Origin of the sequence: Novosphingobium sp. HR1a (assembly GCF_015594425.1) — a bacterium.
GTDB lineage: Bacteria > Pseudomonadota > Alphaproteobacteria > Sphingomonadales > Sphingomonadaceae > Novosphingobium > Novosphingobium resinovorum_A.
On sequence record NZ_JABXWS010000031.1, the window covers coordinates 1 to 13045 of the forward strand.

General features: G+C 65.2%; 7 protein-coding genes and 1 tRNA gene. 5 read left to right on the plus strand and 3 right to left on the minus strand.

The features are described from left to right. The first annotated feature begins 116 nt into the window (after positions 1-116). The 3 genes from HWN72_RS05990 to HWN72_RS06000 all read left to right on the plus strand — a co-directional run bounded on the left by HWN72_RS05990 (position 117) and on the right by HWN72_RS06000 (position 5262). Positions 117-2618, plus strand: a complete 2502-nt coding sequence (locus HWN72_RS05990; RefSeq protein WP_083274571.1) for a TonB-dependent receptor — start codon at positions 117-119, stop codon at positions 2616-2618. Positions 2619-2702: 84 nt separating this feature from the next. Beyond that, positions 2703-5018 carry an arylsulfatase gene (locus HWN72_RS05995; RefSeq protein ID WP_069707629.1) on the plus strand — a complete coding sequence of 772 codons (2316 nt, stop codon included), beginning with the start codon at positions 2703-2705 and terminating at the stop codon, positions 5016-5018. A gap of 7 nt (positions 5019-5025) precedes the next feature. Further along, positions 5026-5262: an FAD-binding protein gene (locus HWN72_RS06000; RefSeq protein ID WP_008832665.1), complete on the plus strand. Its 237-nt coding sequence runs from the start codon at positions 5026-5028 to the stop codon at positions 5260-5262. A gap of 694 nt (positions 5263-5956) precedes the next feature. Here HWN72_RS06000 and HWN72_RS06005 read toward each other — a convergent pair. Both HWN72_RS06005 and HWN72_RS06010 read right to left on the minus strand, forming a co-directional pair. Beyond that, positions 5957-6031 (minus strand) — tRNA-Asn (locus HWN72_RS06005). 110 nt (positions 6032-6141) lie between these two features. Beyond that, positions 6142-6927 (minus strand): NAD kinase, encoded by a 786-nt coding sequence (locus HWN72_RS06010; protein ID WP_231958138.1) that lies wholly within the window; start codon positions 6925-6927, stop codon positions 6142-6144. Between the two features lie 107 nt (positions 6928-7034). Here HWN72_RS06010 and HWN72_RS06015 point away from each other — a divergent pair, with 107 nt between their 5' ends. Then, positions 7035-8375: a GGDEF domain-containing phosphodiesterase gene (locus HWN72_RS06015; RefSeq protein WP_231958139.1), complete on the plus strand. Its 1341-nt coding sequence runs from the start codon at positions 7035-7037 to the stop codon at positions 8373-8375. A gap of 282 nt (positions 8376-8657) precedes the next feature. Here HWN72_RS06015 and mfd read toward each other — a convergent pair whose 3' ends face one another. Continuing rightward, on the minus strand, positions 8658-12134 hold the full coding sequence (gene mfd, locus HWN72_RS06020; protein ID WP_069707632.1) for a transcription-repair coupling factor: 3477 nt from the start codon (positions 12132-12134) through the stop codon (positions 8658-8660). Positions 12135-12318: 184 nt separating this feature from the next. Between mfd and HWN72_RS06025 the strand changes: the two genes are divergently transcribed. Beyond that, positions 12319-13044 (plus strand): glucose 1-dehydrogenase, encoded by a 726-nt coding sequence (locus HWN72_RS06025; RefSeq protein ID WP_036522733.1) that lies wholly within the window; start codon positions 12319-12321, stop codon positions 13042-13044. Position 13045: the final 1 nt, after the last annotated feature.

Genomic DNA, 13045 nt, shown 5'->3' on the forward strand with positions numbered 1-13045 from the left:
TTAAAACAGGTGCGTTATATTGATTAACGCATATGTTTTAAACACTGGTCGCGAACTGGGTGGCGGCCTAGAAGAAAAATCGGGAGAAGAACCTCATGCCTCGACAGGATCGGGCCGTGCCCGCTCGCCTTCGCGAATTGCGCCGTGCGCTGCTGCTGACCGCTTCGGCGGGCCTTGCGCTTGGCTGCGCTCCGGCCGCCTTCGCGCAGGATTCGCAGCAGACCACCTCTCAGGAAGGCGGCATCGGCGACATCATCGTCACAGCGCGCAAGCGGCAGGAAACCACGCAGGACGTGCCGGTCGCCGTCGTCGCGATCAGTGCCGAGAAGATGCAGCAATACGACCTGTCGAACCTAGAGCGCGTCGCCGCGATGACGCCTTCGTTCTCGATCGGGCGCACGCCTTCGGGTTCGGGTGCGACGCTGGTGCTGCGCGGGATCGGCTCCAACACCACCTCGATCGGGCTGGAGCAGTCGGTCGCGGTGATCGTCGACGGGGCCTATTACGGGCAGGGCCGCACGATCAACGAAGGCTTCTTCGACCTTGGCCGACTGGAAATCCTGAAAGGCCCGCAGGCGCTGTTCTTCGGCAAGAACGCGACGGCGGGCGTCGTCTCGATCACCACGGCGGACCCCGGCGACAAGCTGGAAGTGATCGCGCGCGGCGGCTACGAATTCGCGGCGAAGCAGGTCTACGGCGAGGCGATCGTCTCCACCCCGCTGAGCGACACGCTGGGCATCCGCGTGGCGGCACGCGCCAGCAAGCAGTTCGACGGCTACTACAAGCAGGTCGGCACGACGCAGACCTACCCCACGCTGGATCGCACTTCGACCTCGCAAGTGGTCACGCCGACACTGCACACCTCGGATGCCGCCGGAGACGGGCGCTCCAAGGAAGCCTATGTGCGCGCCACACTGAAGTGGGAGCCGACCGACACGCTGACCGCCGTGCTCAAGGCCAATTACGGCGTGAACGACAGCAACAACCCCAGCGCCGGTTCGGTGCTGTACTACTGCCCCACGGGCGCCTCGGCGGGCAATCCGGCCATCCGTTGCGGACGCCGCTTCGAATCCTCGGCCAACCGCACACCGCTCGATATCGCCGCGACCCAGCCTTATGCCAACAAGGACGGCGCGCAGGGCAACCAGTACAAGTCGTGGGCGGTCAACCTCGGGCTGACATGGGCGCTCGACGACCTGACGATCTCGTCGGTCACCAACTACAACTGGAACCGCAACACCTTTCAGTTCGACGGCGACAGCCTTTCACGATCGGGTGCACCGGGCGTATTCGCGACCGAGGATTCCAGCTTCCATGCCTTCTCGCAGGAAGTGCGCGCGCAGACCAGCACCGGCAGCTTCTGGGATGCGATGATCGGCGGCTACTACCAGTCCACCATGCGCGATTACGATGCATGGACGGCCTCGGGCGGGCTTGAGAACAGCGCCGCGACGCCGGGCTATCGTCGCTATCTCGCCAATTCCAAGGACTCGCAGACCAGGGGCGAGACATACGCGATGTTCGGCCAGTTGATCCTGCGGCCGATCCAGAACGTCGAGGTCGCGGGCGGCGTGCGCTATACCTCGGAGAGCAAGGACAGCTACTTCCTCCAGCCCTATTCGCACCCGATCCGCGTGGCGCAGGGCATCTTCCTGCCGGGCGTGACGCTGAACTCGAACCAGGATTTCGAGGACTGGTCGCCCGAAGCCACGGTGACGTGGAAGCCGAGCGCGGACATCACCGTCTACGGCGCCTACAAGACCGCCTACAAGTCCGGCGGCTTCTCAAACTCGGGTATCTACAGCCCCAGCGCCGGCCTCGCCGACTTCGAGTTTGATCCGGAGAAGGCCAAAGGCTTCGAGGCAGGCATCAAGACCACGCTGCTCGACCGCCAGCTGCGCCTGAACCTGACCGCCTACAACTTCAGGTACAACAACCTGCAGCTGGACTTCTTCCGGTCGGACATCTTCGCCTTCACCACCATCAATGCCGGGTCGGCGCGGACCAAGGGCGTGGAGCTGGAGTTCGAAGTGGCCCCGCGCGCGCTTGACGGCTTCAACCTGCACGGCAGCGTCAACTACAACCGCGCGCGCTACGGCGATGCGCCCGGCGCGCCGTGCTGGGCCGGGCAGACGCGGGGCGAGGGCTGCAATCTGGTCTATGTCGCGGCCACCGACAGCTCGCGTCCGTTCGATCCGGCGACCGACACGGCCGCCAACCGCCAGAACCTGCGCGGGCAAGTCACCGCCAACGCGCCGGAATGGACCGGTAACCTCGGCGCCTCGTACGAAGCGCTGATGGAGAGCGGGGCGAAGTTCGCCTTCGGTCTTGATGCCCGATACAGCGGCAGCTACCTCGCTTCGGCCTTCGGCAATCCCTATACGAAGCAGCACCGCTACGTGTCGCTCGACGGGTCGATATCGTTCACTACGGCGGACGAGCACTGGCAGCTGCAGCTCATCGGCAAGAACCTGACCAATCGCTGGTACGCCATCGGCGGCACCGATGCGCCGAACACCGGATCGGGCACCGGCACCCTTGCGGGCGTCGTCGCCGACCAGATCGGCTACGCCAGCGTGCCCCGCACCGTCCAGGCGCAAGTCACCTTCCGCTACTGATCCCCCCAAATCCTCCCCCTCGGGCTTCGGCATGTCCGAAGCCCGCCCTTTTTCCGTGGGGAGGGCACCGAGAAGGATGCAATCATGAACAGGCCGTCGCAGATCCTCGCCGCGCTCCTCGCGACTTCCACGCTCGTCTGCTCGTCCGCAGGCTTCGCGCAGGTCGCTGCCGACACTGTGGGCCGCACCGTCGAGACCACGCACGCACCGCGCTGGCCGAGCGAGCCGGCCGCGCCCAGGGGGGCGCCGAACGTCCTGCTCATCATGACCGACGATGTCGGCTACGGCGTCACCAGCGCCTACGGCGGCCCGGTCGATACCCCCAATTTCGAGGCACTGGCGAAGCAGGGCCTGCGCTATACCCGCTTCAATACGACCGCGCTGTGCTCGCCCACGCGCGCCTCGCTGCTGACCGGGCGCCTGCCACAGAACGTCAACATGGGCAACGTCACCAACCTGCCCACCGGTTACGACGGCTACACCACCGTCATCCCCAAAAGCGCGGCGACGGTCGCCGAGACGCTCAAGGAAGCGGGCTACAACACCGCGATGTTCGGCAAGGGCCACATCACCCCCGAATGGGAAATGAGCCCCGCCGGGCCCTTCGATCGCTGGCCTACCGGCCTCGGCTTCGAGTATTTCTACGGCTTCCTTTCGGCGGATACCTCGCTGTGGAACCCCAACCTCGTCGAGAACGAGAAGCCGGTTGAGCAGCCCGACCAGCCGGGTTACCACTTCGAGCGCGACATCGCCGACCACGCGATCGGCTGGCTCCAGCGGCACAAGGCCAGCGCGCCGGACAAGCCGTTCTTCATGTATTACGCCTCGGGCGCCGCGCACACGCCGCATCAGGCGCCGCAGGAATGGCTCGACAAGTACAAGGGCAAGTTCGACCAGGGCTGGGACAAGGTCCGCGAGGCAACCTTCCGGCGCCAGAAGGCGATGGGCTTGATCCCGAAGGATTCCGTGCTCTCCCCGCGCCCGGCATCGCTGCCTGCTTGGAATTCGCTCGATGCCGAGCATCGAAAGGTCTACGCCCGGCTGATGGAGGCCTATGCCGCCACCGTCGCTTATGCCGATCATGAGACCGGCCGCCTGATCCAGTCGCTGAAGGACAGCGGCCAGTACGACAACACGATGATCGTCTATATCGAGGGCGACAACGGATCGAGCGCCGAAGGCGGCCTCGACGGCCTTGCCTTCGAACAGTCCGCGATCACCGGGCACAAGGAGACCTTCGCCGAACTCGCCTCGCACTACGACGAGATTGGCGGGCCTTACGTCTACAACCACTTCAACGCTGCATGGGCCTGGGCGATGAACAGCCCCTATCCGTGGTGGAAGCAGATCGCCTCGCAGGCGGGCGGCACGCGCAACGGCATGGTCGTGTCATGGCCCGCGCGCATCCGCGACGGCGGCACCTTCCGCGGCCAGTACGCCCACGTCAGCGACGTCGCGCCGACGATCCTGGAAGCCGCAGGCGTCAAGGCTCCCGAAACCGTGCAGGGCGTGAAGCAGCAGCCGATCGACGGCATCAGCCTCGCCTACAGCTTCGCGGCACCCAAGGCCCCATCCGCAAGGCGCACGCAAATCTACGAGATGATGGAGAACTTCGGCATCTACCACGATGGCTGGATGGCGGGCACGCTGCCCAAGCGCATGGCCTGGGAAGTGGGCGTGGGCGAGGACCGCAAGCTCGGCGTCGGCCCGGAGAACCGCAAGTGGACCCTGTTCAACCTCGACAGGGACTTTACCACCGCCAACGACCTTGCAGCGAAGAATCCGGCGAAGCTCAAGGAACTGCAGGATCTGTTCTGGAAGGAGGCGGCGGCCAACAACATCCTGCCGATCCACGACTACAGCCAGGGTGCCGAGGGCCGTCCGACGCTTGGCGGCAACCGCACCGAGTTCACCTATCTCGCCCCGCTCAGCCATCTGAACGAGGACGCCGCGCCGCACACCATCGGCAAATCCTTCACGATCGACGCCGACGTGGATCTGCCCGCAGGGGCGCAGGGCGTGCTGGTGACGCAGGGCGGGCGCTTCGGCGGCTATGCCTTCTACCTGAAGGACGGGGTGCCAGTGTTCCACTACAATGCGGTGGGGACTGACCAGTTCGCCATCCGCGCGGCGGAACCGGTTACGGCAGGTCACCATACCCTGACTGCGGCTTTCCAAGCGGACAAGCAGGAGCTGGGTTCGGGCGGCACGCTGACGATCAGCATCGATGGTAAGCCGGTTAGCAGCGGGCGGATCGGGCGCACGATCCGGGGCTGGATGTCTCATACCGAGGGGTTCGACGTCGGCATGGACACCATCACCCCGGTAAACGGCGACTACACGATCGCGAGCAGCCGGTTCTCGGGGACGCTTCGCAAACTCGAGTTCAAGCTGAAGTAACTTTTATATGTGGGGCGATACCGCATTCGAAGCGCCGTTCCGCACTTTGGGCAAGATCGATCAGGGGCCGTACTTCGCGGTCAAGATGGAAGCTGGCGGGCTGGGCACTGCAGGCGGTCGCAAGACCAACGCCGAAGCTCAGGTTATCGACTGGAGCGGCAACCCGATCCCCGGTTTTACGCTACGGGCAACGCGATGGCGGCGGTGCTGGGCGACGTCTACGGCGGAGCGGGCGGCACATTAGGGCCAGGCATGACCTTCGGTTACATCGCTGGACGTAATTTGGGAGAGCATATTTCCAATCACTGAGATATCCAGCGCCGATAAGGGGAAGCAGATTGCTAATGCACTTTGCTGCCCGCGACTTGGCCCCATCTACGGCGAGCCATGGGCACCATGATAAGAAACCGGACTTTCCGAACCTAGTAGCGAAAAATTGGCCGCTGAGCGGCCGGAATGGGTCGGTGCCAGTCTCTTGGACACTGAAAACTCTAACCGAGGTTGCATCCGTGGATCAGTGGCGCGGGCGAACAGACACTACGCATAAATTCTGTCCTGCCTGAGCATGAGGGGCAGCCCAGACAATTTGCACTAATCGGCGCTGGCAAATGCCGCTTTGGGCCAATTCCTGCGTTCAGGGGCGCATTTCTGTCGGTTCGGCACTTCAGTGCCCTCGCCATTGAAGGCCAGGCGCGATCCTGCAAATCTTTGGATGAAGGGCGATGGCCTTGCAGGCGATCATTTTCCCCACGAGTTCATGGAGCTGGATTTTTGGTATCCGGTCCGCCGAAATGAAGGAGGCACCAAGCAGGATTTGAACAAAAAACCCTGATATACCAATCTGTTGCAAAAATGTGCAATGTGCGGAATTCGGATTATAAATCACTCTCGAACCCCATCTGATTGAAAACAATCAGATTTCTGGGGCTGGAAAAGTGTGGCTCCCCGAGTAGGATTCGAACCTACGGCCATTCGATTAACAGTCGAATGCTCTACCGCTGAGCTATCGGGGAGCAGCCTGTCAGTGTTACCACCGCCGGGCAGGGGTGCGCCAATAACAGCTTCATCGGCCTTGGCAACCCCCTGATGCAGAAAATCTGATCTATTTTCGAAATTTCTTCCCTCAGACCTGGAACTGCTCGGCGAAGATCCGCTCCTCCAGCGTGAAGCCGGGGTCGAACAGCAGGGTCAGCTCCTTTTCCGCCGTCGCGCTGATCCGCACGATGGCGACGTCGCGCACTTCCTTGTGGTCGGCGACGGCGGCGACGGGGCGCTTGCCGGGCTCGAGAATACGCAGCTCCACGCTCGCGCTTTCCGGCAGGATCGCGCCCTTCCAGCGGCGGGGCCGGAACGGGTTGAGCGGCGTCATCGCCACCATGCGCGAACCCAGCGGGAGAATCGGGCCATGGGCCGAGAGGTTGTATGCGGTGGAGCCCACCGGCGTCGCCAGCAGGATGCCATCGCCCGCCAGTTCCTCCATGCGAACCCGGCCGTTGATGCGGACTTCGATCTTCGCGGTCTGGCGCGTCTCGCGCAGCAGGGAGACTTCGTTGAAGGCATAGTAGCTGAACTTGCTGCCGTTCTGCGTCACGGCATCCATGCACAGAGGGCGCACGGGGACCGGATGCGCTTCGGCCACGCGCCGGGCAATGGTCTCGCCATCCTCGAGCGGGCCGTTCATCAGGAATCCCAGCGTGCCCAGGTTCATCCCGTAGACCGGCTTGATCGAATCATGGTCCAGCAATTCGTGCAGCACGTGCAGCAGGAAGCCGTCTCCGCCCAGCACGACCAGCACGTCGGCCTCCTGCGAGGACACCCATGGATGCGAATCGCGCAGGAGCATGGCCCCGGCCTGGGCCTTGGCGCTGTCCGAGACGATGAGCGCCAGCTTCACGTCTTTCCCCATCATGTTTTCCGAAGGTCCCATTCCGGGACCGGGGCTCGCGAATTTTGAAGGGTTTTGCAAGGGGTTTGGGTTATGGCGGCGTGATGGGCGTTAAACTGAACGATGCAGGCATGAAAGATCGGGTCCGCAATCCTGCGAAGCGGATCGAGGATCGTCTGTCCGGCATTCCCGGGCTCGACGCAGTCCACGATCGCATCGCTGCGTGGCGCGAAGACCCGGCGCTGATGCCGCACATGGCGCATGTCCACGCCATGCTGCTCAGCCTGCGCCGCCTCGATGCGATCAACATGGCTTATGGCGAGGCCGCGGGCGACGGCGCGCTGGAGGAAGTCGCCGCGCGCATCGGCCACTTCGCGGAACAGGAACTCGACGGCCCCTGGTTGCTGGCGCGGGCAGGGGGCGGCAGCTTCCTTCTCGTCGCTAACGAGGCCTGCAGCCGCGAGCGCTGGCAGCTTGTGGCGGACCAGCTGGCCGACATGATCGCGCGGCCGATCCCGGTCAGCACCGGCATGCTGCGCCTTTCCCCCCGTGTCGCGCTGATCCGCGCGCTGACCGGCGAGAGCGTCGAATCGATGCTCGACCGTCTCGGCCACGCGCTGGGCGAGGCCTACGAGCAGGCCGGCACCCGCCTCGCCTGGGCCGATGGCGAGGTGACCCCGCCCGGCCGCTCGGCGCAGCAGCTGGAGGCCGATCTCCTCGTCGCCATCGACCGCGACGAGATCGAAGTACTGTTCCAGCCCCAGTTCAACCTTGCCGACGACCGCCTGACCGGCGCCGAGGCGCTCGCCCGCTGGAACCACCCGGAACTCGGCCGTATCGGCGCCGGCGCGCTGTTCGCCATCGCCGAGCGCGCCGACCACATCGGGCCATTGTCCCGCCACATCGCCCGCAAGGCGATGTTCGCCGCCCGGGCATGGCCGGGCCAGCTGCGGCTCTCGATCAACGTGACGCCCGCCGACCTCGCCTTCGCCAGCTATACCCGGCAGATGTTCGAGCTGATCCGCGAGACCGGCTTCCCGCTGCGGCAGCTGACGCTGGAGATCACCGAGCAGGCCCTCATCGCCGACATCGAGATGGTTGCGCAGACGATGGCGGAATTTTCGGCGCAGGGCATCCGCATCGCGTTGGACGACTTCGGGGCGGGGTTCTGCAACTTCCGCTACCTGAAGGTGCTGCCGATCCACTACCTGAAGCTCGACCGTTCGATGATCGACGGCGTGACCACCGACCGCCGCGACGTGGCGGTACTGCGCGCGATCGTGGCGATGGCGAAGGCGCTGGATCTCGAAGTGATCGCCGAAGGGATCGAGGAAGAAGGCCAGCGTGAGGTCGCAGCGCGCGAGGGGTGCGCGTATTTTCAGGGGTTCCTGCGGGCGCAGCCTATGAGTGCGGCGATGTTTGCGAAGCTGGCCCGGGCTGAAGGGAAGAAGGATAAGAGCAGGGGAGCATAGCCCCCCTGCACCCCCGATACCTGTCGGTGTGGCGCGTCCAGCGGCGTGGGGTGCGCATTGCGGGCTGATTCATAGCCTGCGGCGCCTTATCTCGTCATTGCGAGCGTAGCGAAGCAATCCAGAGCGGCTTGAAACTGCCCTGGATTGCTTCGCTACGCTCGCAATGACGAAGTGGAAAAAGTGCCACAGGCCGTAATGCCGATTTTGCAATTTCAGAACGCCGAAGCTGCGCGCGCTACCTTGACATTTCACGGGGTGCAGGGGTGGTAAACTCCTGCATAATCACCCCTTCCGCGCCACTGCACTCAAGCCCTTGGTCAGCTGCAGCAACCCGTTGAGCCGGCTCTTCGGATCGCCCCACGCCCGTTGCAGGACCAGCTTGTTGTCCGGCCGCAGCTTTACCGCGCCGTTCAGCCGCTCGGCATAGGCGATCAACCCAACCGGGTTCGGGAAGCTGTCGTTGTGGAAGCTCACCAAAGTCCCGCGCGGGCCCACGTCGATCTTGGCGATGTGCGCCTCGATCGCCTGCCGCTTGATCTGGATCAGCTGCACGAGGTTCGCGGTCGGTTGGGGCAGGGGGCCGAAGCGGTCGATCATCTCGGCGGAGAGCGATTCTATCTCCGCGCGCGAATCCGCATCGTTCAGGCGGCGGTAGAGCGCCATGCGGACGGCGAGGTCCGGTACGTACTCTTCCGGGATCATGATCGGCGCTTCGACTGTGATCTGCGGGGACAGGCCCGAGGTGTCCTTCTCCAGCCCGACGCCGCCCGCGCGCGCGGCGAGGATCGCGTCCTCCAGCATCGACTGGTAGAGTTCGAAGCCGACTTCGCGAATGTGGCCGGATTGCTCGTCACCAAGGAGATTGCCCGCGCCGCGAATGTCGAGGTCGTGGCTGGCGAGCTGGAAGCCTGCGCCGAGCGAATCGAGATCGCCCAGCACCTTGAGGCGCTTTTCGGCCACTTCGGACAAGGCGCGGTCGGGCGGGGTCGTCAGATAGGCATAGGCGCGCAGCTTGGATCGGCCCACGCGGCCGCGCAGCTGGTAGAGCTGGGCGAGGCCGAAGCGGTCGGCGCGGTGGATGATGATCGTGTTGGCGCGCGGAATGTCGATGCCGCTTTCCACGATCGTGGTGGAGAGCAGCACCTCGTACTTGCCCTCGTAGAAGGCGCTCATGCGCTCTTCCACGTCGCCCGCGCTCATCTGGCCGTGGGCGGAGATGTACTTCACCTCGGGCACGTTCTTGTGCAGCCAGTCCTCGATCTCGGGCATGTCGGAGATGCGGGGGACGACGATGAAGCTCTGGCCGCCGCGGTGGTGTTCGCGCAGCAGGGCCTCGCGCATCACCATCTCGTCCCATTCCATCACGTACGTGCGCACCGCGAGGCGGTCGACCGGTGGGGTCTGGATGGTGGAGAGTTCGCGCAGGCCCGACATGGCCATCTGCAGCGTGCGCGGGATCGGCGTGGCGGTGAGCGTCAGGACGTGCACGTCGGCGCGAAGCTGCTTGAGCTTCTCCTTGTGGTTCACGCCGAAGCGCTGTTCCTCGTCGACGATGACGAGGCCGAGGCGCTTGAAGCTGACCGTCTTGGAGAGGATCGCGTGCGTGCCGCAGACCACGTCCATGGTGCCGTCCGCCAGCCCGTCGCGGGTGGCCTTGGCTTCCTTTTCGGGCACGAGGCGCGAGAGGCGGCCGACGTTGAGCGGGAAGCCCGCGAACCGGTCCGCGAAGCCGGAGAAGTGCTGGCGCGCCAGCAGCGTGGTGGGCGCGACGACGGCGACTTGCTGGCCCGCCATCGCCGCGACGAAGGCGGCGCGCAGGGCCACTTCGGTCTTGCCGAAGCCAACGTCGCCGCAGACGAGGCGATCCATCGGGCGGCCGCTGGAGAGGTCTTCCAGCGTATCGGCGATCGCTGCTTCCTGGTCCTCGGTTTCCTGCCAGGGGAAGCGGTCGACGAACTGGTTGAAGCTCGATTCCTCGGCGACGAGCGCGGGCGCCTCGCGCAGTGCGCGTTCGGCGGCGGTCTTCATCAGTTCACCCGCGATCTCGCGGATGCGCTCCTTCAGGCGGGCGCGGCGCTTCTGCCAAGCCTCGCCGCCCAGCTTGTCGAGCAGGGCGCCTTCCGCCTCGCTGCCGTAGCGCGAGAGGACGTCGAGGTTCTCGACCGGGATATAGAGCTTGTCGCCGCCGGAGTAGGTCAGCATTACGCAGTCGTGCGGGCTCTTGCCGACTGGGATCGACTGCAGGCCTTCGTACCGGCCGATGCCATGATCCATGTGGACGACGAGATCGCCCGGCGTCAGCGCCGCGAGTTCGGCGAGGAAGGCGTCGGAATCCTTCTTCTTTTTCTTCCGGCGGACGAGGCGGTCGCCAAGGATGTCCTGCTCGGTGATGACTTCGACGGAATCGTTGGAGAAACCGGTCTCCAGCGGCAGCACCAGCGCGGCGGAGCGACCCTGCACGGCAAGGCCCAGCGCTTCCTGCCAGGTCTCCGCGACGCGCGGCTCCGGGCCTTTCGCTTCGCCGAGGATCGAGACGAGGCGGGCGCGGCTGCCGGGCGAGTAGGCGGCGAGGATCGCCTTGCGGCCCGACTTGGCGATGGCGTGGAGGTGCTTGGCGGCGGCCTCGTAGGCATTGTCTCCTCGCGCGCGCTCGGGGGCGAAATCGCGTGCGTTGCCGAAGCCGAAGTCGATCACCTTGCCGCTTTCCGGCTGGGCGAAGGGATCGGCGCGGTGGACGGGGTGGGCGGCGATCAGTTCGTCCAGCTCGTCCTTGCCGAGATAGAGCGAATCGGTCGCCAGCGGGCGGTAGGAGCCGGCCTTCTGGCCCGAGGTTTCGAGGCGGGCCTTGTGGTAGTCCGCGATGTCGGTGACGCGCTCGTCCACGGCGCCGATCGCGGCGGTGTCCATCACGATCAGGTCATCGGGGCCGAGGTGGTCGAACAGGGTGACCAGCCGGTCCTCGAACAGCGGTAGCCAGTGCTCCATGCCGGCAAGGCGGCGCCCGTCGCTGACCGCCTGGTAGAGCGGGTCGGCCGTGGCGTTGGTGCCGAACATCTCGCGGTAGCGGGTGCGGAAGCGCTTGACGGTGTCCTCGTCCATCAGAGCTTCGCTGGCGGGCAGCAGCAGGTGGTCGGGTACGGTGCCGCTGGAGCGCTGGGTGCCGGTGTCGAACAGGCGCAGCGTTTCCAGCTCGTCCCCGAAGAAGTCGAGGCGCAGGCCGCCTTCGAGGCCGCTCGGCACGATGTCGAAGATCGAGCCGCGCACCGCGAACTCGCCCGCGTCGATCGCGGTGTCGGTGCGCTGGTAGCCCTGGCGGCGCAGCAGGCCGATCAGGCTTTCGTGGCCGATCTCCATGCCGGGCTTGAGCAAGCGCACCGATTCGCGGATGCGGAACGGGGTGAGCACGCGCTGGAGCAGGGCATTGGTGGTGGTCACAAGAAGCTGCGGCCCCTGTCGCTTCAACTGCAACGCATGGAGCGCGGCGAGGCGGCGGGCGCTGACCGACAGCGCGGGGCTGGCGCGGTCGTAGGGCAGGCAGTCCCACGCGGGAAACTCGATGACCTCCAGTTCGGGCGCGAAGAACTGCGCGGCGCTGGCGACGGCGCTCATCGCCTGGTCGTTGTCCGCGACGAAGACGGCGCGGCCTTTCGGAGCAATGGCGCGGGCAAGGTCGGCCATGACCAGCGGCTGCGAACCGCGAGTGACCGAGGCGAGGGTCAACGGCGCCGAGGCCGTGATGATGCGGGAGAAATCAGTCATGACAGGGGTGATTGGCGGGATATGCGGCGCCGCGCGGAAATACAATCGTCTTCCCGCGTCGTCCCGGACTTGATCCGGGACCGCCGGCGGTCTTTAGGTAGGAGCTTGCTGCGCGCGCCGATGAGGTGGGCGGTTCACCGCCAGCGGTCCCGGATCAAGTCCGGGACGACGAGAGGAGAAAGCAATGCAAGGCAAGCGCGTACTGATAACCGGCGCTTCGAGCGGCCTCGGCCGCCACTTCGCGCAAGTCCTGAGCGCCGCCGGTGCGCATGTCGTGCTCGCGGCCCGGCGCATGGATGCGCTGGAGGAACTGGCCGCCGAAATCGGCGATGCCACCTGCGTATCCCTCGACGTCACCGACCCAGCCAGCATCCGCGAAGCCGTCCTTCAGGCTGGCCCCATCGACGTGCTGGTCAATAACGCGGGCGTGTCCAGCGCCCAGCCGGTGCTCGATGCGACGGTGGAGGACTACGACCACATCATGAGCGCGAACCTGCGCGGCGCCTTCCTCGTCGCCACCGAAGTCGCGAGGCGCATGCGCGATCGGGGAGAAGGAGGGGCAATCGTCAACATCGCCTCGATCCTCGGGCTCGCGCAAGGCGGGCAACTAGCGGTCTATGCGATGAGCAAGGCAGGCGTGGTGCAGATGACCAAACAGATGGCGCTGGAACTGGCGCGATATGGTATCCGCGTGAATGCACTGGCGCCGGGCTATTTCGCCACGGACATGAACCGAGATTTCCTCTCCAGCAAGTTGGGCGAGGCGATGTCCAAGCGCATTCCGCAGCGGCGCTTCGGTAATTTCGAGGATCTCGACGGGCCGCTCATGCTGCTGTGCTCGGATGCCTCGCGCTACATGACCGGGGTGGTGATCCCGGTCGATGGCGGGCACCTGCTGGGCGGTCTCTAGT

Bases quoted from the DNA above. Each gene is read 5' to 3' on its own strand.
- mfd (WP_069707632.1), bottom strand. From the start codon at position 12,134: ATGACTGATTTCTCCCGCATCATCACGGCCTCGGCGCCGTTGACCCTC.
- HWN72_RS06025 (WP_036522733.1), top strand. From the start codon at position 12,319: ATGCAAGGCAAGCGCGTACTGATAACCGGCGCTTCGAGCGGCCTCGGC.
- HWN72_RS06000 (WP_008832665.1), top strand. From the start codon at position 5,026: ATGTGGGGCGATACCGCATTCGAAGCGCCGTTCCGCACTTTGGGCAAG.
- HWN72_RS06015 (WP_231958139.1), top strand. From the start codon at position 7,035: ATGAAAGATCGGGTCCGCAATCCTGCGAAGCGGATCGAGGATCGTCTG.
- HWN72_RS06010 (WP_231958138.1), bottom strand. From the start codon at position 6,927: ATGATGGGGAAAGACGTGAAGCTGGCGCTCATCGTCTCGGACAGCGCC.
- HWN72_RS05995 (WP_069707629.1), top strand. From the start codon at position 2,703: ATGAACAGGCCGTCGCAGATCCTCGCCGCGCTCCTCGCGACTTCCACG.